This window comes from Streptomyces sp. NPDC051582, from assembly GCF_040681715.1.
Classification (GTDB): Bacteria; Actinomycetota; Actinomycetes; order Streptomycetales; family Streptomycetaceae; genus Streptomyces.
Genome location: NZ_JBFAZJ010000009.1, coordinates 182363 through 208684, shown reverse-complemented (window position 1 = coordinate 208684; position 26322 = coordinate 182363). Strand labels below are relative to the sequence as shown.

Genomic DNA, 26322 nt, shown 5'->3' with positions numbered 1-26322 from the left:
TCCGCCGCCCGGACGCGGTCAGGTGTCGCAGTCCAGCACCGTGCGGCACAGCCCGCACCGGGCCCGCACCGGCCCGCGCACCGGCAGCCGCAGCAGCTGCCCGCACACCGGGCACGGGAAGCTCACGCGCGCGTCCCCCGCGGGATCCCGTTCGAAGCGGTACGGGGCCCCGGGCGCGGCGGTGCCCGCCCGCCGGTCCCGGGCGTAGCGGCGCCGCCCGGCCCGGTCCGCGGCCGCCAGGGGGGCCCGGCGCAGCTCCCGCTCGGCGAGCGCGCGGCCGCGCACGTACGCCTCGTACGCCTGGGGGCTGGTGAACCAGGCCGACAGGTCCTCGCCGAGCAGCAGGTCGCGCCGGGCGAGGACGTAGCCGAACTCCTCGGGGGTGAGGTAGCCGAGCTTCTGGTGGGTGAGCCCGTCCTCGCGGTAGGCGTCGAGGAGCAGCCAGCCGGCCCCGAGGTAGGCGGCGGCGGTGTCGGTGAGGATCTCGTTGTCGGCGGTGGCCGGGAAGCGCAGGTCCAGCCGGTGCAGCAGGACGTGCGTGACTTCGTGGGCGAGGGCCGCGGCCAGGTCTCGGCGGTGGGTGCGGAAGCGGTCGTTGACCTCGATGAAGTACTCCGGTCCCGCGGTCAGTTCGACGGTGGCCGCCTGCTGCATCGTCCGGAAGCAGACCACCATCCGGGCATCGGGCAGCCGCAGCGCGCGCACGATCGCGGAGGCCACGCGGTGCGCCCCGAGGTGGAGGTCCTCGTCGGCGCCGAAGGCGGCGTCGGCGGGGGAGAAGCTGGTGTCGTAGGTCCGGATCCCGTCGTGGGAGAGCCGTCGGAAGAGGGCGGTGATCGCGGCGCGGACGGTGTCGAGATGCGGAAATCCGTGCTCGACGGGACTGGCGCGCCGACCGTTTCGCGTCATGACGGCCCCCCGGCCGCACATTGTCCGAAAACGCGTTCTTGATGTCCGATCGGAAAGGGGTGTGACATGTACGTGTCATTCACCCGATGGCACGCACGGCCCAACCCCCCACGAAAGGCAGTGTGTTGACCTTGTCCACCCTTGCCGCACTCCTCAAGCGCACCCTCGCCGTCGGCGCGGTTGCGCTCGCCGCCGTCAGCCTCCAGCCCGGCGCCGCCAACGCCTCCCAGGCCCCCGTCGTCGGCGGCACCCGCGCCGCCCAGGGCGAGTTCCCCTTCATGGTCCGCCTCTCCATGGGCTGCGGCGGAGCCCTCTACACCCAGCAGATCGTCCTCACCGCGGCCCACTGCGTGAACGGCTCCGGCAACAACACCTCCATCACCGCCACCGCCGCAGTCGTGGACCTCAACAGCTCCGGCGCCATCAAGGTCAAGTCCACCAAGGTCCTCCAGGCCCCCGGCTACAACGGCAAGGGCAAGGACTGGGCCCTCATCAAGCTCGCCAAGCCGATCAACCTGCCCACCCTCAAGATCGCCGACACCAAGGCCTTCGACAACGGCACCTTCACCGTCGCCGGCTGGGGCGCCACCCGCGAGGGCGGCGGCCAGCAGCGGTACCTCATGAAGGCCACCGTGCCGTTCGTCTCCGACGCCGCCTGCCAGAGCGCGTACGGCAGCGACCTCGTCCCCGGCGACGAGATCTGCGCCGGGCTGCCCCAGGGCGGCGTCGACACCTGCCAGGGCGACTCCGGCGGCCCGATGTTCCGCCGCGACAACAACAACGCCTGGATCCAGGTCGGCATCGTCAGCTGGGGCGAGGGCTGCGCCCGGCCCAACTTCCCCGGCGTCTACTCCGAGGTCTCCACCTTCGCCACGGCCATCAAGAACGCGGCCGCGACCCTCTGAACCCCGGACTTCGTCCTTCCGGCCGAGCACACCCGGGCCGGAAGGACGAGGCCCCGGGCCCCGTACGTCCGTAAGGTCGGCCGCAGCGGCCCGCGGCCGGCACCGCGCCGGCCCGGCCCCGCCCGGTTGCGGGCCGACGCACCCGCCGGTCCCATGGGAGGGCACAGGCAGCGGGCGACAGTGGGGCAGGCAGCGCATGGCGATCAGCGTGGTCATCGCCGACGACCAGGAGATGGTCAGGACCGGATTCCGGATGATCCTCGAAAGCCAGCCGGACATCGAGGTCGTCGCCGACGCCCCCGACGGCGAGGCCGCGCTCGCGGCCGTCGCCGCACACCGGCCCGACGTCCTCCTCCTCGACATCCGCATGCCGAAGCTGGACGGGCTCGAAGTCACCCGGCGACTCGCCGACCGGGACGGTCCGCGCATCGTGATCGTCACCACCTTCGACCTCGACGAGTACGTCCACGCCGCGCTCCACGGAGGAGCATCGGGCTTCCTCCTGAAAGACGCCAGCCCCGCGATGCTGGTTGAGGCCGTCCGCGCGGCGGCCGTCGGCGACTCCCTCGTCTCGCCCGCCATCACCGTACGGCTGCTGCGCGAAATGGCCCCCCGGGCCGCCGCCCAATCCGCCCGCCGCCCCGCCGAACCCCTGACCGAGCGAGAGCGGGACGTCGTACGGTGCGTGGCCCGCGGCCGCACCAACGCCGAGATCGCGGGCGAGCTGTTCGTCTCCCTGTCCACGGTCAAAACCCACCTGGCCAACGTCCAGACCAAACTCGACGCCCGCAACCGCGTGGAGATCGCCGCCTGGGCCTGGGAATCCGGCCTGGCCGCGCCCCCGACGTGAGCCCGCTCGCCTCCTGGGCCCGGCGCCATCCCCGCACCGCCGACGGGATCCGGCTCACCCTCTCCCTGATCCTGCTCGCCCTCGTCACCTTCGAAGGCGTCGCCCTCGCCCGCCAGCCCAGCCTCCCGCACGCCGCCGTATGGATCTCCGGCATCCTCGTCTGCCTCAGCGCCGCGCCCTGGCCCCGCATCCCCCTGCTCGCCCGCGCCTGGTTCGCCGCCGCCGTCACCTGGACCGTCACCCTCCTGCTGATCTTCGGCAACCACCCCCTGGCCGTCTGGGGCGGCGGCGAGGCCATCGCCCTCCTCGTACTCCTCTCCCAGGTACTGCTGCGCGCCCCGGTCCGCACCGCCGCCGTCCTCGGCCCCCTCCTCGGCCTCGGCTGCATGGCCGTGCCCGTCCGCGACACCGACCCCGGCCGGTTCACGCTCCTGTTCTGCGTGCTGGCTGTCGTCGTCGGCGCGTACTCGCTCCTGCTGCGCCTGCAGTTTGGCCAGCGCGTGCGCGAGCTGGCCGCCGTACGCACGGCGGAGCGCCTGGAGCTGGCCCGGGAGCTCCACGACCTCGTGGCCCACCACGTCACCGGCATCGTGGTGGAGGCCCGCGCCGCCCGCTTCACACGGGTCCCGGCCGAGCGGGCCGCCGAAATCTTCGGCCGCATCGAGACCGCCGGGGACGAGGCCCTCGGCTCCATGCGCCGCCTCGTCAAGATCCTCCGCGAGAGCCAGGACCAGGCACCGGGCGGCGGCCGCCGCCCCGGCACCGCCCCCGTCGCCGGCCTCGCCGACATCCGCACGCTCACGGAGCGGTTCTCCGCCACCGGCCCGCCCGTCGCCCTGTACGTGGAAGAAGGGCTGGCCGAGCGGCTCCCCGGCGACGTCGCCGCCACCGCCCACCGCATCGTCCTGGAAGCCCTCACCAACACGGCCAAGCACGCCGCGACCGCCACCGCCGTCCGCGTCGGCCTGCGCACCGTCCCCGCCGGGCTGGAGATCCGCGTCGCCGACGACGGGGGCCGCCCGGCCCGCCTCTCCGAGACCGCCAGGGGCGGCGGCTACGGCCTCGTCGGCATGGCCGAGCGCGCCGAGGCCCTGGGCGGCTCCCTCACCGCCGGCCCCGCCCCGGAAGGAGGCTGGCTGGTCACGGCCGTCCTCCCGCTGTAGTGCGGGCCCTTCCGCTCCGGCGGGCGAGGAGGCGTCTCACGGATCGACCGGCCGAGGTGCGGGCGGCCGCCGCCACGTATTCTCGGGATCATGAACATCAGCGACCTCGACAACGGCACCGGCACGGGAGCGGCCGACGACGCGGCGAAGGAAGCCGCGGGCATCGACGAGTCCGTCGCCGCCGAGCTGGCCCGGCTGCGCGACAGCATCGACAACATCGACGCGGCCGTGGTCCACATGCTCGCCGAGCGCTTCAAGTGCACCCAGCAGGTCGGCCACCTCAAGGCCAAGCACCAGCTGCCCCCGGCCGACCCGACCCGCGAGGCCAACCAGATCGCACGGCTGCGCCAGCTCGCCGAGAACGCCAAACTCGACCCCGCGTTCGCCGAGAAGCTCCTCAACTTCATCATCGCCGAGGTCATCCGCCACCACGAGACGATCGCCGCCGGCGAGGAGTAGGCCGAGAGCGGACGGGGAGGCCGCGACCGGGGCCCGCCCTTCGGGCAGCATGGGCCCCATGCCCGCACTGACGCGCAACGAAGCGCAGCTCCGAGCCCAGCTCATCGACGTCCAGCACTACGCCGTCGCCCTCGACCTCACCGGCGGCGAGGACACCTTCGAGTCCACGACCGTCATCCGGTTCACCGCCCGCACCGCCGCGGACACCTTCGTGGAACTGAAACCGGACGAACTGCACTCCGCCGAACTCGACGGCCGCCCCCTCGACCCGGCCGGACTCGCCGACAACCGCCTCGCCCTCACCGGCCTCGGCGAAGGCCCCCACGAGCTGCGCCTCGCCACCCGCATGCGCTACTCCCGCACCGGCGAGGGCCTGCACCGCTTCACCGACCCCGCGGACGGTGAGACGTACGTCTACACGCAGATGTTCATGGACGACATCCAGCGCGTCTTCCCGGCCTTCGACCAGCCCGACCTCAAGGCCGTCTTCGAGTTCACCGTCACCGCCCCCGCCCACTGGACCGTCCTCGCCAACGGCATCACCGAGCGCACCGGCGACCGCACCGGACACCCCTCGGGCGACGGCGCCGGCATCTGGAAGTCCGCCCCCACCCCCGTCATCTCCACCTACCTCGCCGCCGTCGCCGCCGGCCCCTGGCACAGCATCCGCACCGAACACGCCGGACTGCCCTTCGGCATCCACTGCCGCCGCTCGCTGGCACCCCACCTCGACGCCGACGCCGAGGAAATCCTCTCCATCACCACCGACTGCTACGACCGCTACCACCAGAAGTTCTCCGAGCCCTACCCCTTCGACTCCTACGACCAGGCCTTCGTCCCCGAGTTCAACGCCGGCGCCATGGAGAACCCCGGCCTCGTCACCTTCCGCGACGAATTCGTCTTCCGCTCGGCCGTCACCGACACCGAACGCCAGACCCGCGCCATGGTCATCGCCCACGAAATGGCCCACATGTGGTTCGGCGACCTCGTCACGCTGCGCTGGTGGGACGACATCTGGCTGAACGAGTCCTTCGCCGAATACATGGGCTACCAGACCCTCACCGAAGCCACCCGCTTCACCGGCACCTGGACCGAATTCGGCGTCACCCGCAAGTCCTGGGGCTACGACGCCGACCAGCGCCCCACCACCCACCCCGTCGCCCCCGACCCCGACGCCGTACCCGACACCGCCAGCGCCCTCCTCAACTTCGACGGCATCTCCTACGCCAAGGGCGCCTCCGCCCTGCGCCAACTCGTCGCCTGGCTCGGCGAGAAGGACTTCCTCGCCGGCATCAACACCCACTTCGGCCGCCACAAGTTCGCCAACGCCTCCCTCGCCGACTTCGTCGACTCCCTCGCCGCCCACACCGACCGCGACGTCCACGCCTGGGCCGAGATCTGGCTGCGCACCACCGGCATCGACACCCTCACCCCCCGCATCGAGGAGAGCCACGGCGGCTGGACCCTCACCGTCCAGCAGCAGGGCAGCCGCCCCCACCACATCGGCGTCGGCCTCTACGACCGCGACCCCGACGACACCCTGCAGCCCCGCGAGCTCCTCACCCTCGACGTCCCCTCCGACGAGGTCGTCTCCGCCAGCGGCCCCCGCCCCGCGCTCCTCCTCCTCAACGACGGAGACCTCGGCTACGCCAAGGTCCGCCTCGACGACACCTCCGTCGAGACCGCCCTGCGCGACCTGTCCGCCATCCCCGGCGCCCTCACCCGCGCCGTCGTCTGGAACGCCCTGCGCGACATGGTCCGCGACGGCGAACTCGAACCCGCCGCCTACCTGGCCACCGCCGAGGCGCACCTGCCCGCCGAGGCCGACCTGGCCATCGTCCAGGGCGTCCTCGCCTTCGCCCGCCTCCACGTCATCGACCGCTACCTCGCCCCCGATGACCGCACCGAGGCCCTCGCCACCCTCACCTCCCTCGCCCGCGCCCTGCTGCGGCGCACCGAGGACGGCTCCGACCCCGGGCTGCGGCTCTCCGCCGTACGCGCCCACATCGACGCCGCCACCCAGCCCGACACCCTCACCGCCTGGCTGGAGGACGACACCGTGCCCGGCGGCCCCGAACTCGACCCCGAGCTGCGCTGGCGCATCCTCGCCCGGCTGTCCGTCCTCGGAGCCGTGGGAGAGGACGAGATCGACGCGGCGCTCGCCGCCGACCCCAGCGCCACCGGCCGGGAGGGCGCCGCCCGCTGCCGCGCCGCGCTCCCGACCGCCGAGGCCAAGGCCGCCGCCTGGGAACGCCTCTTCCGCGACGACTCCCTCTCCAACTACCTGTTCACCGCGACCGCCCAGGGCTTCTGGCAGCCCGAACAGGCCGAGCTCGTACGGGAGTACGTACCGCGCTTCTACACCGAGGCCATCGCCCTCGGAGCCCGCCGCGGCCCCGCCATCGCCGAGGCCGCCGGGCGCTACGCCTTCCCCGGCCACGCCGTCGACGAGGACAACCTCGGGGCCGGGCGCACCGCCCTCGACCACCCCGAGCTCGTCCCCGCCCTGCGCCGCAAGCTGGTCGACCAGCTCGACGACCTGGCCCGGGCCCTGCGCGTGCGCGCCTCCGCCTGACGAGACCCCGCCCCACCCGGCCGCCGTCCCCGCCCTCACCGGCGGGGCCGGCGGCCGGCCGCGTTCCCGGGAGCCGCCGCGGCCCCACCAGCCGCCGCACGAGGACCGCCCGCCGCACGAGGACCGCCGCCGCACGAAGAACACCGCCGCACGAAGAGCGACAAGTGGACAAACCCCGGCGGTTACCCCATTCGGGTCTGATCGTTGTACAGGTCGGGCCCCCAGGCTGTCACCGCAGCAGCGCCCGCCGCCAGGCACCCCACGACAGGGCCGGCCCCCTGCCGCAGACCCGTTCCCGTGAGGACACCGCATGACCGCGCCGCCCGGCACCCCGCCCGCACCCCCCGCGCCGCCCGCACTCCCGGCGCACCCGCTCGCCGGCGGCCGCCCCGGCCCCGAGGCCCTGCGGCCCCTCCTCGACACCGTCCTCGAAGCGCTGCACAGCGGAGCCGAGGAGCGCCGCGGACCGATCCCGGCCGGCGGCCCCGACGCCCTCGCGGCCCGGGTCGCCGCTGCGCTCGGCGACGTACTCCCCGACAAGGGGCACGGCGACCACGAGGCGCTGCGGACCCTCGTCCACACCCTCGCCGCCGGGGCCGCCGACCCCGCCGACCCCCTGTGCGCCGCCCACCTGCACGGCCCGCCCCTCGCCGTCGCGGCCGCCGCCGACCTCGCCGCCTCCGCGCTCAACCCCTCCCTCGACTCCTGGGACCAGGCCCCCGCCGCCTCCGCGATCGAAGCCCTCCTCACCCGGGCCCTCGCCGGCGAGTTCTACGACACCCCCCGCCCCGACGCCCTCGTCACCACCGGCGGCACCGAAGCCAACCAACTCGCCCTGCTCCTCGCCCGCGAACGCCACGGACCGGGCCTGACCGTCCTCCACGGCGCCAACGCCCACCACTCCGTCCCCCGCGCCGCCTGGCTCCTCGGCCTGCCCGCCGCCACCTCCCTGCCCACCCCCGCCGGCACCCTCGACCCGGCCCGCCTCGCCGAAGCCCTGGCCGCCGCCACCGGGCCGGTCCTCGTCACCGCCACCGCCGGCACCACCGACGCCGGGCTCATCGACCCCCTCGAACCCATCGCCGACCTGTGCGAACGCCACGGCGCCGACCTCCACGTCGACGCCGCCTACGGCGGCCTCCTCGCCCTCAGCCCCCGCCACCGCCCCCGCCTCGCAGGCCTGGCCCGCGCCCACTCCCTCACCATCGACCTGCACAAACTCGGCTGGCAGCCCGTGGCCGCGGGCCTCCTCGCCGTCCCCGACACCGCCCTGCTGGCCCCCCTCGCCCACCAGGCCGACTACCTCAACGCCCCCGACGACACCGAAGCGGGGCTGCCCGACCTCCTCGGCCGCTCCCTGCGCACCACCCGCCGTCCCGACGCCCTCAAGATCGCCGCCACCCTGCGCTCACTGGGCCGCGACGGCCTCGCCCACCTCATCGACCGCACCTGCGAACTCGCCCAGCACCTCGCCCGCCTCCTCGACGCACACCCCCGCTTCGAACTCCACGCACCCCCCACCATCAGCACCGTCCTCTTCCGCCCCACCCACACCGACGACACCGACCTCGCCGCCCTGCGCCGCACCCTCCTGCACGCAGGCCACGCCGTACTCGGCCGCGCCACCGCCGACGGCCGCCTCTGGCTCAAGGCCACCCTGCTCAACCCCCACACCACGACACGGGACCTGGACATCCTCGTCACCCTCCTGGAAGGCAGCAGCCACCGATGACCGCCCAGCTCGATGCACCCCACGACCTCGTCGGAATCGGCATCGGTCCCTTCAACCTGTCCCTCGCGGCCCTCGCCCAGGGCCTCCCGGACCAGGGAGCAGGCGAACTCGCCATCGCCTTCTACGACCAGCGCCACGACTTCCGCTGGCACCCCGGGCTGCTCATCGACGGGACGACCCTCCAAGTCCCCTTCCTCGCCGACCTCGTCACCCTCGCCAACCCCACCAGCCCCTGGACCTTCCTCAACTACCTCCGGCACAAGGAACGGCTCTTCCCCTTCTACTTCGCCGAGCAGTTCCACATCCAGCGCGCCGAGTACGACGCCTACTGCCGCTGGGTCGCCGGACGCCTGCCCGGACTCCACTTCGGCCACCAGGTCGACGCCGTCCGCTGGAACCCCGAACGCGACCTCTTCGAAGTCGACTACACCCAGCTCGACACCGACGGCGAAGCCGTGGCCCTCGGCCGCACCTACACCCGCAACCTCGCCCTCGGCATCGGCACCGCCCCCTACGTCCCCGAACCGCTGCGCCCCCTCGCCGAAGCCCCGGCCGTCCCCGTCATCCACTCCGCCGACTACCTCGACAACCGGCAGCGCATCCTCGGCGCCGAACACGTCACGGTGATCGGATCCGGCCAGTCCGGAGCCGAGGTCTTCCTCGACCTGCTCCGCTCCCGCCCCGCCGGCCGCGAACGCCTCACCTGGCTCGCCCGTACGCCGTCCTTCGCGCCCATGGAGTACTCGAAGCTGGGCCTGGAACACTTCACGCCCGACTACACCCGCTACTTCCACGCCCTGCCCGAGCCCGTACGCGACCAGCTCGTCCCCGCGCAGTGGCAGCTCCACAAGGGCATCGACGCAGGCACCATCGCCGCCATCCACGAGGAGCTCTACCGGCGCACCCTCGACGGAGGCTGGCCCGACACGGTCCTGACCCCCGGAGTGAGCGTCCGCACCGCCGGCCGCGTCGCCACCACCAAGGTCGAACTCCACCTCGACCACGCCCAGCAGGGCACCCGCTCCCGGCTCACCACCGACGCGGTCGTCCTCGCCACCGGCTACCGCGAACGCCCGCTCACCAGCCTCCTCGCCGGCCTCGACCCGTACCTGCGCAAGGACTCCTCCGGCCGGCCCCGGATCGACGAACGCCACCGCATGATCCTCGACCCCAGCGTCACCGGCGCCATCTTCGTCCAGAACGGCGAACGCCACAGCCACGGTGTCGGCGCCCCCGACCTCGGACTCGCCGCCTGGCGCAGCGCCGCCATCCTGAACACCCTCACCGGCAAGGAGGCCTACCCGCAGCCCGCCCGCACGGCCTTCACCACCTTCGGCCTCGCACAGAGGGAGCACACCCGCCCCCGCCCGGCGGGCGAACTCCGCCCCCTCGTCGACCACCCCTGAGCGGTCCCGCCGTCCGGTGACCGGACCCCGCCCCCGCACGCCGCGAGGCCACCACTCGGGGCGGGAACGTCTCCGGTACAACCTCCTGCACAGGTCGAACGTCTCTTCTGTCGAAGAAACGTTTCCAGGGGGTTTTGTCTGTGAAGTTTTCCCGGATCGCCGCAGCGGTGACCACCGCCGCCCTTGCTCCGGCCGTTTTCATGGCGTCACCGGCGTTCGCCGCCGGCTCCGACGCCCCGGCCGCCGGCAAGCAGCCGGCACCGACCGCACCTGACCAGGCCGTGCCCGACCACACGGTGCCCGATCAGGCCGAAGAGGACCGCAAGACCATCCTCGCGATCATCGCCGACCCGATGGCCAGCGAGTACATGCAGGAAGCCGGCCGCAAGGCCATCGCCGACGGCCCTCAGGCCATGCGCAAGTTCATCGAAGTCGACCAGCACAAGATCCGCATGGACGACTACCGCATCCTGATCCTCCGCCTCCTCAAGGACGCCGGACCCGGCCTGAAGGAGGGCATCAACAAGGTCCTCGACGACGGCGACACCATCGAGAAGCTGCGCCACTTCTACGACGTCACCCAGCACGAGCTGCGCGACGAAGACAACCAGGTCGAGATCTCCCGCCTGATCGGCACCGGCGGCCCGGCCGTGAAGGAAGCCGGCAAGAAGGCCCTCAAGGGCACCCCCGCCGACCGCGCGCAGTTCCTGAAGACCGGCCGTTTCCTCGCCCAGGCCTCGGACGACCTGGTCGAACTGGCCCGCATCGACGAAAGCTGGGACGGCCCGATCCTCAGCGAGGCGATCAGCAAGCTCATGAACGGATCGCCCACCCCCGCCGAGCTGCGCCACTTCCTGGAAGTGACCCAGTACGAGCTGCGCGACCAGGACAACCGCGTCGCCATCGCCAAGATCATCGACGGTGGCGGTCCGGAACTCGTCAAGGCGGGCCGCGCAGCGCTCGCGGGCACCGCCGCGGACCGGACCGAGTTCCTCAAGACGGGCCAGTACGAGGCCCGCGCCAAGGACAAGGCCGCCAAGGACAAGGAGAAGCCCACCCCCGGCAAGGACGGCGACACCAAGGGCAACGGATCCGGCACGGGCTCCGGTACCGGAGCCGCGACCACCGGCAACACCGCCACCACCGCCCAGGGCCACAGCGGCGCCCCCCTCGCCACCACGGGCGCGGGCGACACCACCCTGATCGCGGGCGGCGCGGGCACCGCGCTCGTCGCGGGCGCCGGACTGCTGCTCGCCGCCCGGATGCGCCGCGCCGGCGCCAACGGCTGACCGCACCCGCACCACGAACGGGGGGCCGGCCGCGGCACACCGCGACCGGCCACCCGTCCGGTTCGGCCTAGAACACCGCAACCCCGCCCCGGGTCAGCTTCCAGTCCACGGAGGCGAACTGCGCCGGGTCGATCGTGCCCTTCGCCTTCACCCACTGGATGATCGTGTTGCGGATCTCCTCCGAGTTCGCCCACAACTGCTTGGCCTGCGGCACGTGCGGGAAGTTCCCGCCACCCGACGCCCGGTAGTTGTTCACCGCCAGCACGAACCGCGCCGCCGGATCCACCGGCTTGCCCTGGAACGACAGCCCGGAGATCCGCGAACCGGCCGGCTGCGCCACGTCGATGTCGTACGACACCCCGTACACGGCGTCGTAGTTGTAGTCCGGGGTGTTCTCGGCGTTCGTCAGCTTCGCCGGGTCCACCGGGGCGCCCGCCGCCGTCTGCACGTAGTACCGCGCCGAGAACTCCAGGTAGTCCTTCAGCTGCGCACCCGTCAGCAGCCGCGCCTCAAGGGTGTTCTCGAACGGGTACAGGCCCGCCGCGTCCTTGATCGTCACCTGCCCGGCGGGGATGGCCGCCGTCCGCGAGAAGCAGGAGGCCTGGGAGAGCACCGGCAGCGAGGCCCACTCCGTACCGGCCAGCGCCCCCTTCACCGTCTCCGCCTGCACGTGGCTGATCAGGTCGATGATCGCGACGTCCTTGACCGGGCCCTCCGCCGAGGACATCGCCTGCGTCGACGTACCGATCACCTGGTTGACGTACGCCACGACCTTGCGGTGCTCGTCCGACAGCAGCCGGGTGATCTTCGGGTCCTCGGCGACCGTGTTGGAGTTCAGCACCTGCGCCGAGACCTTCGCCACCGACCAGCAGCCCTTCGACCAGGTCAGCTCGAAGTCGAACAGCGTCAGGCGCTGCCCCCACTTCAGCGGCTCCGACAGGACCACGTCCTTGCCGGTCGCCTTGTTCTTCACCCGGTACTCCGGGATCTCCGTGTGCGCGTGCCCGACCAGGATCGCGTCGATCCCCGGCACCTGCTCCGCCACCAGAGCCGCCGCGTTCTCGACGTACGGCAGCTGGTCACCGTACGAGGACGTGCCGCTCGAACCGGAGTGCGCGGACACGATCACCACGTCCGCGCCCATGGAGCGCAGCTTGGGCACGTACTTCGCCGCCTGCTCCTCCAGGCCGGGGAAGGTCATCTTGCCCTGGACGTTCGCCTTGTCCCAGATGGCGATGCCCGGGTTCGTCAGCCCCAGCACGGCCACCTTCACGTCCCGCCCGTGCGGGGTGCGCAGCCGGTGCATGCTGTACGGGGCGAAGGCGGGGCGCAGCGTCTTCGCGTCGAGCGCGTTCGCGCCGAGGAGCGGGAAGTCGCACTGCTCCTCGAACTTGCGGAGCACCGGGATGCCGTAGTTGAACTCGTGGTTCCCGAGCGCCGCCGCGTCGTAGCCGATCGCGTTCATCGCCTGCGCCATCGGGTGCACCGGCCCGCGGCGCGCGGTGATCGGGTCCACCTTCGCGTAGTAGTAGGACAGCTGCGTGCCCTGGATGGTGTCGCCGGCGTCGATCATCAGGGTGTTGCGGCGCCCCTTCTGCGCGCGCACCTGGTTCACGAGCGTCGAGATCTTCGCGAGGCCGACGTCGTTGTGCGCCTTGTCGTCGAACTCCTTGTCGGTGAAGTAGTCCCAGTTGAAAACGTTTCCGTGCAGGTCGGTCGTGCCCATCACCGTGAACGAGTACGTGTGCTGCCCGTGCTGCGCGGACGCCTCGGCCGCGGCGGCCGGAGTGCCGGCGGCCCCCGTCAGCGCGACGGCCGCACCCGTCGCGGCCGAAGTGCCCAGAAACTTCCTACGGTCGAACGCCATGCCATCTCCCCTTATCGGCGTGAACAACGCGCGTAGATTCTGACCGATGGGTCCGAGGCGCAACACCCCCGCCCGGTGCCGATGTCTTGACGCGGCACCGTCATGAGCCTTCAATCAAGCATTGAACTAAGGCAGTTGAGGTGAGTCCCCCCACGTGAATTGATGTGATGGCATGGTCATGCGCACCACCTGGCGCCGCCGCACCACGCTCGGCGCCCTCGCCCTGCTCTGCTGGAGCGGCCTCGCCGCCCCGCCCACCGGCGCCGCGGAACCCCCCACCACCGCAGTCGCGGCCGCCGCCGCGGCCACGTTCTCCGACGAATTCGACGGGCCGGCCGGAGCGGCCGCCGACCCCGGCAAATGGCAGACCGAGACCGGCGACAACGTCAGCAACCACGAACGGCAGTACTACACGGCGGGCAACCGCAACGCCGCCCTCGACGGCCAGGGCCACCTCGTGATCACCGCCCGACGCGAGAACCCCGGCAACTACGACTGCTGGTACGGGCGGTGCGAGTACACCTCCGCCCGGCTCAACACCTCCGGCCGCTTCACCCAGGCGTACGGCCACGTCGAAGCCAGGCTCAAGGTCCCGCGCGGCCAGGGGATGTGGCCCGCGTTCTGGATGCTCGGCAACGACATCGGCCAGGTCGGCTGGCCCGACTCCGGCGAGATCGACGTCATGGAGAACGTCGGATTCGAACCCTCCACCATCCACGGAACGATCCACGGCCCCGGATACTCCGGCTCCGGCGGCATCGGCGCCGCCCACACCCTCCCCGGCGGCCAGGCCTTCGCCGACGCCTTCCACACCTTCGCCGTCGACTGGGCCCCCGACTCCATCAGCTGGTCCGTCGACGGCGCCGTCTACCAGCGCCGCACCCCCGCCGACCTCGGCGGCCGCACCTGGGCCTTCAACAAGCCGTTCTTCCTCATCCTCAACCTCGCCGTCGGCGGTTACTGGCCCGGCGACCCCGACGGCGGCACCGCCTTCCCCCAGCAGCTCGTCGTCGACCACGTACGGGTCACCACCTCCGACACCGGCACCGGCCGCACCGGCCCGATCACCGGCCTCGCCGGCAAATGCGTCGACGTCGCCGGCGGCAACACCGCCAACGGCACCCCCGTGCAGCTGTACGACTGCAACGGCACCCCCGCCCAGCAATGGACCCTCGCCGCCGACGGAACCCTGCGGGCCCTCGGCAAATGCCTCGACGTGACCAGCGGCGGCACCGCCGCCGGCACCCCCGTACAGCTCTACGACTGCAACGGCACCCCCGCACAACGCTGGGCCCTGCCCGCCGCCCGCGACATCGTCAACCCGCAGGCCGACAAGTGCCTCGACGTCACAGGCAACAACCCGGCGAACGCGACCCGCCTGCAGATCCGCACCTGCGGCGGCACCCCCAACCAGAAGTGGAACCTGCCGGACTAGGAGGCGCCTTCCGGAGCACGCCGGGCCCCGCTGCGCGGCGGCGCGGGCCCGGCAGCGCCCGCTAGGCCCCGGCCGCCCGCCCGATCAGGCCGGCGACCTCATCGGGCCGGGACGCGTACACCGAATGGCTCGCCGGGACCTCCACCACCGTCGCCCCGATCCGCTCCGCCATCGCCCGCTGCGCCGGCGGCGGGATCATCCGGTCCTGCGTCGACACCAGGTACCAGCTCGGCTTCGAACGCCACGCCGGCTCCGCGACCGCCCCCGTGAGCGCCTCCATGCCCCACGGCAGCTGCGCATCCGCCATGAACGCGGCCTGCTCGGGCGGCAGATCACCCGCGAACGCCTCCGCGAACCGCTCACGGTCCAGGACCAGGAAACCGTCCCGCGGCGGCAGGATCGGCGGCACCGGCGCACCCGGCGGCGGATCGGCGATCAGCGAGTTCACCGACTCGCCCTTGTCCGGCGCGAAAGCCGCGACATAGACCAGACGCGCCACCGCCTCGTGCCGGCCCGCCTCACTGATGATCACACCCCCGTACGAGTGGCCGACCAGGACCACCGGACCGTCCTGCGCGTCGATCACCTGCCGCGTGGCCGCGACATCACCCTCCAGGTCCAGCGTCGGGTGCTGGACCACGCTCACCCGATAACCCTCGCCCACCAGACGGTCGTACACCGCCTGCCAGCCCGAACCGTCCACGAACGCACCGTGGACGAGCACGACGTTGCGGATCGGCGCATCTGCGCTCATCACCTTCACCTACACCTTTGTGTGGGACGGCCGTTGTCTCGAAGCGAGCCGAGGCTAGCCGCGCACCGCTTTCGGCCGCTTCTGTCAAATGACGTAGGGAGACGCAGAAACGGCATAAAGTGACAGGGCTTCGGGGGAGAGGCGCAGGGGGACACATGTTGACCGGACGTGCAGACGACCTCGAACTGATCCGCGAATTCGTCGACCGGGCCAGGCTCTCCGGGGGAGCCCTCCTGCTGTCGGGAGACGCCGGAGTCGGGAAGACGGAACTCCTCGACGCGGCCGCCGTGCACGCCCACGCCGCGAACACACGCGTCGCCCGAGCCGCCGGCGTCGAGTTCGAAAGCGCCGTCGGCTACGCCGGCCTCCACCAGACCCTCCACCCGCTCCTGGACGGACTCCACGCCCTCCACACCCCCTACCGCAGCGCCCTCAGCGTGGCCCTCGGCCTGGAGCACGGCGCACCACCCCACCACCTGATGGTGTCCAACGCCGTCTCAGCCCTCCTCGCCCAGGCAGGAACACGGCGCCCCCTGCTCCTCATCGTCGACGACCTGCCCCGGCTCGACCGCGCCAGCGCCCTCGTCATGGGCCTCGTCGCCCGCCGCCTGCGCGCCGGCACCGGTGCGGACGCCGACTCCGGCGGTGCCGCCGGCCCGGGCACCGGCACCGGCCGCGTCGGCTTCCTCGGCGCCTACCGGTCCGACGAAGGCGGCTTCTTCGACGGCGGCGGCATCACCACCCACCACCTGCGCCCCCTCGACCCCGCCGCCGCCGAAGAACTGGTCAAAGACCGCTTCCCCACCCTCACACCCCGGGTCCGCACCCGCCTCCTCTCCGAAGCCCAAGGCAACCCCCTGGCACTCCTGGAGCTGCCCATCGCCCTCACCGGCACCAGGCGCACCACCACCGCCATCCCCGAAGTCCTCCCGCTCGGCCGCCGCCTCCAGACCCTCTTCGCGGCCCGCATCGAGGCCCTGCCGCCCACCACCCGGCTCCTGCTCCTGTGCGCCGTACTCGACGGCACCGGAGACCTCCACACCCTCCAAGCCGCCGCCACTCACATCGGGGCCGGACCCGCAGGCATCGAAGAGCTCGCCCACGCCGAACGCGCAGGACTCGTCCACGTCGACGACACCACCGGCCGCCTCACCTTCCGCCACCCCCTCACCCGATCCGCCGTCGTCGAACTCTCCACCAGCGACCAACGCCGCCGCACCCACCGCGCACTCGCCGACCACACCGCCGACCGGCCCGAACGCCACGCCTGGCACCTCGCCCAAGCCACCGTCGAACCCGACGAACACGTCGCCACCCTCCTCGAACAGACCGCCCACGCCGTCCTGCGACGCGGAGACGCCGACGGAGCCATCGCCGCCCTCCTGCGCGCCGCCGACCTCAGCCGCGGCCGACAACGCAGCCGCCGCATCTCCGAAGCCGCCTACCTCGGCGCCGACCTCACCGGCGACCTGCGCGACGTACCCAGACTCCTCGAAGACGCCCGCCGAGCCGACGGCGGCCGCGCCGGACCCCTCGCCGCGGCCGTCGCCGCCGCACACCACCTGCTCCTCAGCGGCGAAGGCGACCTCGACACCGCACACCGCCTCCTCACCGGCGCCATCGACATGCAGCACCAGCCCTACGACGCCACCGACACCACCATGATCGACGCGCTCCACACCCTCGCCTGGGTCTGCCACGGCGCCCAACGCCCCGAACTGTGGAAACCCCTCGACCGGGCCACCGCCCTCCTCACCCCACACATCCCCGACCGCCTCGCCCTCACCCTCGCCACCATCGCCGACCCCGCCCGCACCGCACCGGCCGCACTCGCCCTCCTCGACGAGACCATCGCCACCCTCGACCGGGAAACCGACCCCGTCCACATCATCCGCACCGCCATGGCCGCCATGTACGCAGACCGCCTCGCCGACTGCCGCACCGCATTACGACGCGTCCTGCGCGACGGACGCGACACCAGCGCCATCACCCTCGAACTCCAAGGCCTCGTCTTCCTCAGCCGCGACTGCTTCGCCGCCGGCGACTGGGACCAGCTCGACGAACACACCGAGCAAGGACGACGCCTCAGCGCCACCCACAACTACCAGCTGCTCACCACGGACTACACCTACCAGCGCGCCCTCGTCGCCGCCGCCCGCGGGGACACCGCCGCAACCCGGGCCCTCACCGACGAGATGACCCTGTGGGCCGCACCCCGCCGCGTCGGCTTCGCCCTCTCCGGCGCCTCCCACGCCAAAACCCTCGCCGCACTCGGCCAAGGCCGCTACGAGGAGGCCTACCGGCACGCCAGCGCGGTCAGCCCCGCCGGCGAACTCGCCCCCCACGTCCCCACCGCCCTCTTCCTCGTCATGGACCTCGTCGAAGCCGCCGTCAGAACCGGACGTCACGGCGAAGCCGCAGCCCACGCCACCGCCGCACACGAGGCGGGCATCGCCGCCATCTCGCCCCGACTCCGCATGATCGTCGAAGCGTCGGCCGCGCTCACCACCCCCGAACCACACGCCCGCGAACACTTCCGGAGAGCGCTCTCCACCCCCACCGCCGACCGCTGGCCCTTCGACCACGCCCGCGTCCGCCTCGCCTACGGAGAACACCTGCGACGCACACGAGCCACCACCGAAGCCCGCACCCACCTCACCGACGCACTCGACACCTTCCAACGCCTCGGCGCCCGACCCTGGGCCGCCCGCGCCGCAACCGAACTCCGGGCCACAGGAGAACCCGCCGCCCACACCCACAACGCCGGAACCGCCTCCCTCACCCCACAACAACGCGAAATCGCCCACCTCGCCGCCGCAGGCCTCACCAACAAACAAATCGGCGAACGCCTCCACCTCTCCCCGCGCACCGTCTCCACCCACCTCCACCAGCTCTTCCCCAAACTCGGCATCACCTCCCGAGCCGCCCTCCGCGACGCGCTGGCAACACCCACGCACCACACCCCCGACGACAATGCGACAGTGAAACCATGACCCAGGACCCCGCACCCCAGCCCTACGGAACCCCCGAAGTACCCCGCGTCGCCGTACGCGGCGAAGCCCGCCTCGAAGTCGACCCCGAAATCGCCCGCATCGGCATCACCGTCACCGCCCGGGGCACCGACCGGCGCACCGCACTCGAAGACCTCACCCGCCGCAACAACACCGTCCTCGACCTCGTCAAGAGCTACGGCGACGCCGTCGAAAAACTCGAAACCGGCGCCTTCTCCATCAACCCCGAACTCACCCGCCACGGCCGCGCCGAACGCATCCGCGCCTACCACGGCCGCGTCCACATCACCGCAGAACTCAGCGACTTCACCGCCCTCGGCGAACTCACCACCCGCCTCGCCGACCTCGAACTCACCAGCGTCGACGGCCCCTGGTGGGCCCTGCGCCCCACCTCACCCGCCCACGGCGAAGCCCGCCGCCAAGCCGTGCTCGAAGCCGTCCAACGGGCCCGCGAATACGCCGGCGCCCTCGGCGCCCAACTCGCCGCCCTCGTCGAACTCGCCGACCTGGGCGCCGAAAACGCCCCCGCCTACCCGCCCGCCCCCGGAGGCGGCATGCGCACCATGGCCTTCAGCGCCTCCGAGGAAACCGCCCCGCCCCTCGACCTCGAACCCCAGCGCCAAACCGTGTACGCCCAGGTGAACGCCCGATTCACCATGACCCCGCCCCAACTGTGAACACCCCCGCCCCGACCCCCGCGAGCCCCGGCGACTGGACCCTGGAACTCCTGCGCGCCGACCACGCCCCGGCCCTCCTCGACTTCGAACGCCGCAACCGGGCCTACTTCGCCCGCACCGTCCCCGACCGCGGCGACGCCTACTTCGCCCGGTTCGCAGACCGCCACCGCGCCCTGCTCGCCGAACAGGACACCGGTCTGTGCCGCTTCCACGTCCTCATCACCCGCGAGGGCGACCTGGCCGGCCGCGTCAACCTCCTGGACATCGAGGACGGCAGCGCCGAACTCGGCTACCGCATCGGCGAAGACGCCGCCGGCCGCGGCCTGGCCACCGCCGCCGTCGCCGAGATCTGCCGCGTCGCGCAGACCACGTACGGGCTCACCCGGCTCATCGCCGTCACCACCCTGGACAACCCGGGCTCCATGGCCGTGCTCCGGCGCAACGGATTCACCCAGGTCGAGCCCCTGACCGTCGACGGCCGGCCCGGCATCCGCCACGAGCGCCCACTGACCCCCGCGAACTGATCGAAAAACGCGCACCGGCAAGCCCCCGGGGGTGCTCATCAGAGCACCCCCATGCACATTCAACAATTGTCAACAAGCTTTCGCCCAAAGGTTGTTGAGTGGACACCCGGAACCAATTTCCTACTGCCTGGTAGGGGCATACGCTCGCCCCATGCGCCGAGCAAAAATCGTATGTACCCTGGGCCCCGCCACCGACTCATACGACCAGATCAAAGCCCTGGTCGAAGCCGGAATGGACATCGCCCGCCTCAACCTCAGCCACGGCACCTACGCCGAACACGAGGAGCGCTACCAGCGCGTACGCAAAGCCTCCGACGAAACCGGCCGCAGCGTCGGCGTCCTCGCAGACCTTCAAGGCCCGAAGATCCGCCTCGGCCGATTCGCCGAAGGCCCCGTACTCCTTGAACGCGGCGACGAATTCACCATCACCGTCGAAGACCTCGAAGGCGACCGCCACACCTGCGGAACCACCTACAAGGGCCTCGCCACAGACGTCACCACCGGCGAACGCATCCTCGTCGACGACGGCCGCGTCACCCTCGAAGTCACCGCAGTCGACGGCCCCCGCGTCCAGACCCTCGTCATCGAAGGCGGCATGGTCTCCGACCACAAGGGACTCAACCTCCCCGGCGTCGCCGTCTCCGTCCCCGCCCTCTCCGAAAAGGACATCGACGACCTCCGCTGGGCCCTGCGCACCGGCGCCGACGTCATCGCCCTGTCCTTCGTCCGCAGCGGCCGCGACATCGAAGACGTCCACCGCATCATGGACGAGGAAGGCCGCCGCCTCCCCGTCATCGCGAAGATCGAAAAGCCCCAGGCCGTCGAAAACATCGACGACATCGTCGCCGCCTTCGACGGCATCATGGTCGCCCGCGGCGACCTCGGCGTCGAAATGCCCCTCGAACAAGTCCCGATCGTCCAGAAGCGCGCCGTCAAACTGGCCAAGCGCAACGCCAAGCCCGTCATCGTCGCCACCCAAATGCTCGACTCGATGATCGACAACTCCCGGCCCACGCGCGCCGAAGCCTCCGACGTGGCCAACGCCATCATCGACGGCACCGACGCCGTCATGCTGTCCGGCGAGACCAGCGTAGGCAAATACCCCGTCGAGACCGTGAAGACGATGTCCCGCATCGTCGAAGCCGCCGAAGAGGACATCCTCGCCAAGGGCCTCCCCCCGCTCACCGAACGCAGCAAGCCCCGCACCCAGGGCGGAGCCGTCGCCCGCGCGGCCGCCGAAATGGGCGACTTCCTCGGCGCCAAGTTCCTCGTCGCCTTCACCCAGAGCGGCGACACCGTCCGCCGCCTCTCCCGCTACCGCTCGCCCATCCCCCTCCTCGCCTTCACCCCCGACCCGGCGACCCGATCCCAGCTCAACCTGACCTGGGGCGTCGAAACGTTCCTGGGCCCCCACGTCGACTCCACCGATGCGATGGTCGCCCAGGTCGAGGAAGAACTCCTGCGCATCGGCCGCTGCGTACGCGGCGACGTCGTCGTCATCACCGCCGGCTCGCCCCCCGGAGTCACCGGCTCCACCAACCTGGTCCGCGTCCACCACATCGGAGACCCGGTCCGCTGACCGCAGGCAGTCCCCCCGCGTCGGGCCCCGTCCCGCCCGACGCGGCCACGGCCGCACGCCGGCCGCCTAGTACTTCGGCCCGATGTGGGCGTCCATGAGCGCGACGGAGCCCTTGCGGGCGACGGAGACGTTGAAGGGATCGCTGCCACGGGCCAGGACCGTCCACTCGACGCCGAGCGCGGTCAGCGTGTCGGTGCACAGCTTCCGGATGTCGTCGGACTTGTTGGTGAAGAAGTACCGCGCGGACCGTGCTGCGGGAACATGCAGGTCCAGTGACGTCCGTAGCTGGTGACGGCGACGCAGCCCTGCTTCTGCAGCAGATAGACCTTGCCGCCGGGGCGGACGGCCTTGATCGCGGTGCGGCACAGCTCGATGAGTCCCGGCCGTGCATCGGCACAGGCGATACGGAGGTGGTGGCCTCCGCGGGGGTGCGGGCTGATGCAGCCGTCGCCGAGATGGAGGCCCAACAGGTACGCGTACGAGGCCCTGTCGGTGGGCGCCGTGCAGGGGAGGGAGCTGGCGAGCAGGCGAGGAAGGGGCTCCACGCGGGACTTCCAGGCCCGGATCGCGGCACGGGACATCCCGGTCTCCTTGCTCACCGAGTTCATGCTGCGCCCCTCGGCGAGCAGGTCCAGAGCGTGCATACGGGTAGCGGTGTCGTACATACGGTCGACGCTGGCGCGCACAATTCGCTCACGTGGCGCAATTCGCCGGACTTCGCTGAAACGAGTGAAGGTCACGCGATAATCGCGTGACCTTGGAAAAGAAGGAAAAGTGCCCCGGGTCGGACTCGAACCGACACTGAATGGGTTTTGAATCCATCGCCTGCTGCCAATTGGGCTACCGGGGCCCAGTGAATCGAAGGTTTCCTCCGACCCGCTGCGAGTCCACCTTACCGCAGCTAGGTAGGCTCGGGGGAGCTTGTATGCCCCGCAACGAGGAGCCATCCGTGACCGCCGAGCACGAGTCGACGCCCACGCCCGACGCCGACCAGTCGCACGTTCCGCCGCTGACGACGCGCGTCGTCATCGCCGAGGACGAGGCGCTCATCCGTCTCGACCTCAAGGAGATGCTCGAAGAAGAGGGCTACTCCGTCGTCGGTGAGGCCGGGGACGGGCAGACGGCCGTCGAGCTGGCCCGCGAGCACCGGCCTGACCTGGTCATCCTGGACGTGAAGATGCCCGTCCTGGACGGGATCTCCGCGGCCGAGAAGATTGCGGAGGAGTCCATCGCCCCCGTCCTGATGCTCACCGCGTTCTCGCAGCGCGACCTCGTCGAGCGGGCGCGGGACGCCGGGGCCATGGCGTACCTCGTGAAGCCGTTCAGCAAGAGCGACGTCGTGCCGGCCATCGAGATGGCGGTGTCGCGGTTCGCGGAGCTGAAGGCGCTGGAGAAGGAGGTCGCGGACCTCTCGCTGCGGCTGGAGACGCGCAAGCTCGTGGACCGGGCCAAGAGCATCCTGCAGACGCAGTACGGGCTGACCGAGCCGGCCGCGTTCCGGTGGATCCAGAAGACGTCCATGGACCGCCGCATGTCGATGCAGCAGGTCGCCGAGGCGGTCATCGAGGACGCCGAGGAGAAGAAGAACGCCGCGAAGTAGTTCGTTTCCGCGAATGCGTGAGGCCCGCCACCGTTTCCGGTGGCGGGCCTCACGTGTGTGCGGGGGAGCTCAGTCCTCGCCGAGGTACGCCTTGCGGACGTCCTCGTTGTGCAGGAGCTCCTGGCCGGAGCCGCTGAGCACGATCTTGCCGATCTCCATCACGTGGGCCTGGTCGGCCAGCGAGAGGGCGGCCTGGGCGTTCTGCTCGACGAGCAGGATGGTGGTCCCGGTGGCCTTGAGTTCGGCGATGGTCGCCATGATCTTCTGCATCATGAGGGGGGAGAGACCCATGGAGGGCTCGTCCAGCATGAGCAGCTTGGGGCGGGACATGAGGGCCCGGCCCATGGCGAGCATCTGCTGCTCGCCGCCCGAGAGGGTGCCGGCGGCCTGCTTTCGGCGTTCGCCCAGGATGGGGAACATCTCGTAGGCGCGCTCGACGTCCTTTTCGATGCCCTCCTTGTCGGTGCGCAGGAAGGCGCCGAGCTGGAGGTTTTCGGCGATCGTCAGCCGGGGGAAGATGTGGCGTCCCTCGGGGGAGTGGGCGAGGCCCAGGGAGACGATCTTGTGGGCGGGGACCTGTGCGAGCGGCTTGCCGTCGAAGGTGACGGTGCCGCCGACGGGCTTGAGGAGGCCGGAGAGGGTGCGCAGGGTGGTGGTCTTGCCGGCGCCGTTGGTGCCGACGAGGCAGACGATCTCGCCTTCGTTGACCTCGAAGGAGATGCCCTTGACGGCTTCGATCTTGCCGTAGGCGACCTTGAGGTCCTTGACCTCTAGCAGTGCGGTCACTTGGCCTCTCCGTCCGTGCTGGTGGTGCTGTCCGAGTCGGCGGCCGGTTCGGCGGCCGGTTCGGCGTCCGCTGCCGGCTCGGTGTCCGCTGCCGGTTCGGCGTCCGTGTCCGGCTCGGTGGCCGGTGCCGCGTCGGTCTCGGCCGCCGCCGGTGCCTCGGTCTCGGTCGCGGCTTCCGTCTCGGTCTCCGCCTCGGCTTCGGCCGCCGCGTTCTGCTCGGCGGCTTCGACGGCGGCGTCCTCGGCCGCGCCCGGGTCGCCCTCGAAGGGCTCTCCGAGGTAGGCGGCGATGACGCGCTCGTCGCCCTGGACCTCGGCCGCGGTGCCCTCGATGAGCTTTTCGCCCTGGACGAGGCAGGCGACGCGGTCGCAGAGGTTGAAGATGAAGCGCATGTCGTGCTCGATGACGAGTACGGCGATGCCCATGTCCCGGATGGCGAAGATGAGTTCTTCGGCCGCGCGGGTCTCCTGCGGGTTCATGCCGGCGGTGGGCTCGTCCAGGAGGATGAGGCCGGGGTCGCTGGCGAGGGCGCGGGCGATCTCCAGCTTGCGCTGCTCGCCGTAGGGGAGGTTCTTGGCGAGGTGCTGGGCCTTCTTCTCCAGGCCGATGAACTCCAGGAGCTCCATCGCCCGTGCCTCGCTGGCGGCTTCGGCCTTCTTGAAGCCGGGGCCGCGCAGGAGGGCGGACCAGAGGCCTTCCTTGGTGCGGGTGTGGCGTCCGACGAGGACGTTCTCCAGCACGGTCATGTTGTGGAAGAGCCGGATGTTCTGGAAGGTGCGGGCGATGCCGGCGCTGGTGACCAGGTGGGGCTTGGGCGGCAGGACCGTGCCCTTGTAGCTGACGGTGCCCTCGGTGGGGACGTACAGCCCGGTGAGGCAGTTGAAGAAGGTGGTCTTGCCGGCGCCGTTGGGGCCGATGAGGCCGACGATCTCGCCCGCGTTGACCTTGAGGTCGACGCCCTTGACGGCGGTGAGGCCGCCGAAGCGCATGGTGACGCCGCTGGCTTCGAGGACGGTGGTGGTCGTCGCCGTGGTGGTGTCTGTGGTGGTGGTCATGGTGTTCACGCACCCGCCTTGGCGGTGGCCAGGTCCGCGGGGGCAGCCTGGTCAGTCGTCTCTTCGTCGTGGTATTCGAGCTGCGCGCGCTTGTTGGCGATGAGGCCTTCGGGGCGGAAGCGCATGAGCAGGATGAGGGCGATGCCGAACGCGAGGAGCTGGTAGTCCTGGAGGAAGGCCAGCTTCGCGGGGATCAGGAAGAGCAGTGCGGCGCCGAGGATGGGGCCGCGGATGGTGCCCATGCCGCCGAGGATGACGGCGGCGAGGAGGAACGCGGAGTTCGGCGGGACGGGCCCGGCGAAGACGTAGTTCTCGGGGACGACCGTGCTGTTGACGTGTGCCTGGACGGTGCCGGCGAGGCCGGCGAGGGTGGCGCCGAGGGCGAAGGCGATGAGCTTGACCTTGAAGCCGTTGATGCCCATGGCTTCGGCGGCGGTCTCGTCCTCGCGGATGGCGACCCAGGCGCGGCCGATGCGGCTGTTGCCGGCGCGGGCGAAGACCAGGATGACGAGCGCCATCACGAGCAGCATCAGGAAGTAGTAGTTGGCGTAGGCGCCGAGGACGATGCCGCCGACGTTGTGCGACTCCCCGAAGTTCCACCCGAAGAGTTCGAGGTGGGGGATGTTGGGGATGCCGTTGGGGCCGTTGGTGATGTCGGGGCCGGAGGTGCCGTCGAGGTTGCCCATGGCGATGCGGAAGATTTCTCCGAAGCCGAGGGTGACGATGGCGAGGTAGTCGCCGCGCAGGCGCAGGGTCGGGGCTCCGATGACCACGCCGAAGATGAGCGAGGCGAGGGCGCCGACGATGACCGCTGCCCAGAAGGGGAGCTGGAAGCCGAAGGCGGAGGCGGTGCTTCCGGAGACCAGGGCCGCGGCGTAGGCGCCGACGCCGAGGAAGGCGACGTAACCGAGGTCGAGGAGGCCAGCGAGGCCGACGACGACGTTGAGGCCGAGGGCGACGGTCGCGAAGATCAGGATGTTCACCGCGATGAGCGTGTACGTGTCGCCGCTCTGCTGGATGAACGGGAAGGTGATCGCGGCGGCCGCGGTACCGATGAGGGTGACCTGGCGGTTCTTCGCGGTGATGGCGCTGAACCGGTCGAGGAGACCGGACTTGAGCAGGGCGAGCGCCGCGGCGCCAACCGTGATCATGTACGCGACGAAGAGCTGCGGTTCCTTGTCGTCGGTGTCGATGCCGTAGGTGACGACGTAGAGACCGAGGGCGAAGACGCCGATGATGACGAGGATCTCGGCCCAGGAGGGCAGCTTCTTGGCGGGGGCCGCCTTGTGGCTGTCGTCGCCGAGCTTGAGCGAGAGCAGGGCCGGGATGAGCGAGCCGACGAAGGCGGCGTAGGCGCCGGGTTCGAGGTTGATGACGCCACCGAGCACGACGGTGATGGCGACGACCGTGAATCCGGTGGCCAGGAAGTTGCCGAAGGCCAGGAACTGGATGGCCTTGCGGGAGCCCGTGGGGGCGAGCCAGCCGAGGCCCTTCACTCCGAGCGCGGAGAGCGCGTAGAGGAGGGTGAGGACGGCTCCGGCGAGGCTGACGAACTGGATGGGGGCCGGGCTGCCGTAGTAGGTGAGGTCACCGGGGAACTCGGCGGTCCAGGTCCAGGAGAGGAAGGCGCTGACGACGGTCAGCAGGCTTCCGCCGATGATCCCGTAGAGGAGCGCGGTGCGGGAGAGGCCGGCGCTGACGCTGGCTTCGCCTTCGAGCGGGAGGGTTGCTTCGTTGGTCATGGTT

At 71.2% G+C, this 26322-nt stretch carries 20 protein-coding genes, 1 tRNA gene and 1 pseudogene; 14 read left to right on the top strand and 8 right to left on the bottom strand.

Annotation, left to right across the window (positions count from 1 at the left end):
* Nucleotides 1–18: 18 nt before the first annotated feature.
* A complete protein-coding gene (locus tag AB0M92_RS15030; protein ID WP_366102545.1) occupies nt 19–909 on the bottom strand; it encodes a hypothetical protein in 891 nt (296 codons plus the stop codon).
* A gap of 122 nt (nt 910–1031) precedes the next feature.
* Here AB0M92_RS15030 and AB0M92_RS15025 point away from each other — a divergent pair, with 122 nt between their 5' ends.
* The 8 genes from AB0M92_RS15025 (at nt 1032) to AB0M92_RS14990 (ending at nt 11288) form a co-directional block, all read left to right on the top strand.
* Entirely contained in the window at nt 1032–1814 is a 783-nt protein-coding gene (locus AB0M92_RS15025; RefSeq protein ID WP_366102544.1) for a serine protease, read from the top strand.
* 196 nt (nt 1815–2010) lie between these two features.
* On the top strand, nt 2011–2664 hold the full coding sequence (locus tag AB0M92_RS15020) for a response regulator transcription factor (protein WP_366102543.1): 654 nt from the start codon (nt 2011–2013) through the stop codon (nt 2662–2664).
* Entirely contained in the window at nt 2661–3827 is a 1167-nt protein-coding gene (locus AB0M92_RS15015) for a histidine kinase (protein ID WP_366102542.1), read from the top strand. Before AB0M92_RS15020 ends, AB0M92_RS15015 begins: the two co-directional genes overlap by 4 nt.
* Before the next feature lie 90 nt (nt 3828–3917).
* The gene (locus AB0M92_RS15010; RefSeq protein WP_366102541.1) at nt 3918–4286 is read left to right on the top strand and encodes a chorismate mutase; all 369 of its coding nucleotides are present in this window, start codon (nt 3918–3920) and stop codon (nt 4284–4286) included.
* 58 nt (nt 4287–4344) lie between these two features.
* Entirely contained in the window at nt 4345–6861 is a 2517-nt protein-coding gene (gene pepN, locus AB0M92_RS15005) for an aminopeptidase N (RefSeq protein WP_366102540.1), read from the top strand.
* Nucleotides 6862–7171: 310 nt separating this feature from the next.
* Nucleotides 7172–8593, top strand: a complete 1422-nt coding sequence (locus tag AB0M92_RS15000; RefSeq protein WP_366102539.1) for an aminotransferase class V-fold PLP-dependent enzyme — start codon at nt 7172–7174, stop codon at nt 8591–8593.
* Nucleotides 8590–9999: a SidA/IucD/PvdA family monooxygenase gene (locus AB0M92_RS14995; protein ID WP_366102538.1), complete on the top strand. Its 1410-nt coding sequence runs from the start codon at nt 8590–8592 to the stop codon at nt 9997–9999. Before AB0M92_RS15000 ends, AB0M92_RS14995 begins: the two co-directional genes overlap by 4 nt.
* A gap of 140 nt (nt 10000–10139) precedes the next feature.
* Nucleotides 10140–11288, top strand: coding sequence for an ALF repeat-containing protein (locus AB0M92_RS14990; RefSeq protein ID WP_366102537.1), 1149 nt, complete (start codon nt 10140–10142; stop codon nt 11286–11288).
* 67 nt (nt 11289–11355) lie between these two features.
* Here AB0M92_RS14990 and AB0M92_RS14985 read toward each other — a convergent pair whose 3' ends face one another.
* Entirely contained in the window at nt 11356–13155 is a 1800-nt protein-coding gene (locus tag AB0M92_RS14985) for a 5'-nucleotidase C-terminal domain-containing protein (protein ID WP_366102536.1), read from the bottom strand.
* Nucleotides 13156–13327: 172 nt separating this feature from the next.
* On the opposite strand from AB0M92_RS14985, the gene AB0M92_RS14980 reads away from it, so the two are divergent.
* Nucleotides 13328–14590, top strand: coding sequence for a family 16 glycosylhydrolase (locus tag AB0M92_RS14980; RefSeq protein ID WP_366102535.1), 1263 nt, complete (start codon nt 13328–13330; stop codon nt 14588–14590).
* A gap of 61 nt (nt 14591–14651) precedes the next feature.
* On the opposite strand, the gene AB0M92_RS14975 is transcribed toward AB0M92_RS14980, so the two are convergent.
* On the bottom strand, nt 14652–15344 hold the full coding sequence (locus AB0M92_RS14975; RefSeq protein WP_366102534.1) for an alpha/beta hydrolase: 693 nt from the start codon (nt 15342–15344) through the stop codon (nt 14652–14654).
* A 155-nt stretch (nt 15345–15499) separates the two neighbouring features.
* Between AB0M92_RS14975 and AB0M92_RS14970 the strand changes: the two genes are divergently transcribed.
* The 4 genes from AB0M92_RS14970 (at nt 15500) to pyk (ending at nt 21135) form a co-directional block, all read left to right on the top strand.
* Nucleotides 15500–18337 carry a LuxR C-terminal-related transcriptional regulator gene (locus AB0M92_RS14970; RefSeq protein WP_366102533.1) on the top strand — a complete coding sequence of 946 codons (2838 nt, stop codon included), beginning with the start codon at nt 15500–15502 and terminating at the stop codon, nt 18335–18337.
* Nucleotides 18334–19032, top strand: a complete 699-nt coding sequence (locus AB0M92_RS14965; RefSeq protein ID WP_366102532.1) for an SIMPL domain-containing protein — start codon at nt 18334–18336, stop codon at nt 19030–19032. Before AB0M92_RS14970 ends, AB0M92_RS14965 begins: the two co-directional genes overlap by 4 nt.
* Nucleotides 19029–19556: a GNAT family N-acetyltransferase gene (locus AB0M92_RS14960; RefSeq protein ID WP_366102531.1), complete on the top strand. Its 528-nt coding sequence runs from the start codon at nt 19029–19031 to the stop codon at nt 19554–19556. Before AB0M92_RS14965 ends, AB0M92_RS14960 begins: the two co-directional genes overlap by 4 nt.
* A gap of 151 nt (nt 19557–19707) precedes the next feature.
* Nucleotides 19708–21135 carry a pyruvate kinase gene (gene pyk / locus AB0M92_RS14955; RefSeq protein WP_366102530.1) on the top strand — a complete coding sequence of 476 codons (1428 nt, stop codon included), beginning with the start codon at nt 19708–19710 and terminating at the stop codon, nt 21133–21135.
* Between the two features lie 66 nt (nt 21136–21201).
* Here pyk and AB0M92_RS14950 read toward each other — a convergent pair.
* Nucleotides 21202–21800: pseudogene (locus AB0M92_RS14950) on the bottom strand (helix-turn-helix domain-containing protein).
* 110 nt (nt 21801–21910) lie between these two features.
* Nucleotides 21911–21985, bottom strand: a tRNA-Leu gene (locus tag AB0M92_RS14945).
* Between the two features lie 75 nt (nt 21986–22060).
* Here AB0M92_RS14945 and AB0M92_RS14940 point away from each other — a divergent pair.
* Nucleotides 22061–22735 (top strand): response regulator, encoded by a 675-nt coding sequence (locus AB0M92_RS14940; protein ID WP_051696134.1) that lies wholly within the window; start codon nt 22061–22063, stop codon nt 22733–22735.
* Between the two features lie 69 nt (nt 22736–22804).
* On the opposite strand, the gene AB0M92_RS14935 is transcribed toward AB0M92_RS14940, so the two are convergent.
* Genes AB0M92_RS14935 through AB0M92_RS14925 form a run of 3 tightly spaced genes read right to left on the bottom strand, consistent with a single transcriptional unit; the run spans nt 22805 to nt 26318 of the window.
* Complete coding sequence (locus AB0M92_RS14935; RefSeq protein WP_048477793.1) at nt 22805–23521, bottom strand: ABC transporter ATP-binding protein; 717 nt, start codon at nt 23519–23521, stop codon at nt 22805–22807.
* On the bottom strand, nt 23518–24576 hold the full coding sequence (locus AB0M92_RS14930; protein WP_366102529.1) for an ABC transporter ATP-binding protein: 1059 nt from the start codon (nt 24574–24576) through the stop codon (nt 23518–23520). Before AB0M92_RS14930 ends, AB0M92_RS14935 begins: the two co-directional genes overlap by 4 nt.
* Before the next feature lie 5 nt (nt 24577–24581).
* Nucleotides 24582–26318, bottom strand: coding sequence for a branched-chain amino acid ABC transporter permease (locus AB0M92_RS14925; RefSeq protein WP_366102528.1), 1737 nt, complete (start codon nt 26316–26318; stop codon nt 24582–24584).
* Nucleotides 26319–26322 lie beyond the last annotated feature (4 nt).

Coding starts and splice junctions, on each gene's coding strand:
- AB0M92_RS15030 (WP_366102545.1), bottom strand. CDS start 909: ATGACGCGAAACGGTCGGCGCGCCAGTCCCGTCGAGCACGGATTTCCG.
- AB0M92_RS15020 (WP_366102543.1), top strand. CDS start 2,011: ATGGCGATCAGCGTGGTCATCGCCGACGACCAGGAGATGGTCAGGACC.
- AB0M92_RS15010 (WP_366102541.1), top strand. CDS start 3,918: ATGAACATCAGCGACCTCGACAACGGCACCGGCACGGGAGCGGCCGAC.
- pepN (WP_366102540.1), top strand. CDS start 4,345: ATGCCCGCACTGACGCGCAACGAAGCGCAGCTCCGAGCCCAGCTCATC.
- AB0M92_RS15000 (WP_366102539.1), top strand. CDS start 7,172: ATGACCGCGCCGCCCGGCACCCCGCCCGCACCCCCCGCGCCGCCCGCA.
- AB0M92_RS14995 (WP_366102538.1), top strand. CDS start 8,590: ATGACCGCCCAGCTCGATGCACCCCACGACCTCGTCGGAATCGGCATC.
- AB0M92_RS14985 (WP_366102536.1), bottom strand. CDS start 13,155: ATGGCGTTCGACCGTAGGAAGTTTCTGGGCACTTCGGCCGCGACGGGT.
- AB0M92_RS14980 (WP_366102535.1), top strand. CDS start 13,328: ATGGTCATGCGCACCACCTGGCGCCGCCGCACCACGCTCGGCGCCCTC.
- AB0M92_RS14975 (WP_366102534.1), bottom strand. CDS start 15,344: ATGAGCGCAGATGCGCCGATCCGCAACGTCGTGCTCGTCCACGGTGCG.
- AB0M92_RS14970 (WP_366102533.1), top strand. CDS start 15,500: ATGTTGACCGGACGTGCAGACGACCTCGAACTGATCCGCGAATTCGTC.
- AB0M92_RS14965 (WP_366102532.1), top strand. CDS start 18,334: ATGACCCAGGACCCCGCACCCCAGCCCTACGGAACCCCCGAAGTACCC.
- pyk (WP_366102530.1), top strand. CDS start 19,708: ATGCGCCGAGCAAAAATCGTATGTACCCTGGGCCCCGCCACCGACTCA.
- AB0M92_RS14940 (WP_051696134.1), top strand. CDS start 22,061: ATGCCCCGCAACGAGGAGCCATCCGTGACCGCCGAGCACGAGTCGACG.
- AB0M92_RS14930 (WP_366102529.1), bottom strand. CDS start 24,576: ATGACCACCACCACAGACACCACCACGGCGACGACCACCACCGTCCTC.
- AB0M92_RS14925 (WP_366102528.1), bottom strand. CDS start 26,318: ATGACCAACGAAGCAACCCTCCCGCTCGAAGGCGAAGCCAGCGTCAGC.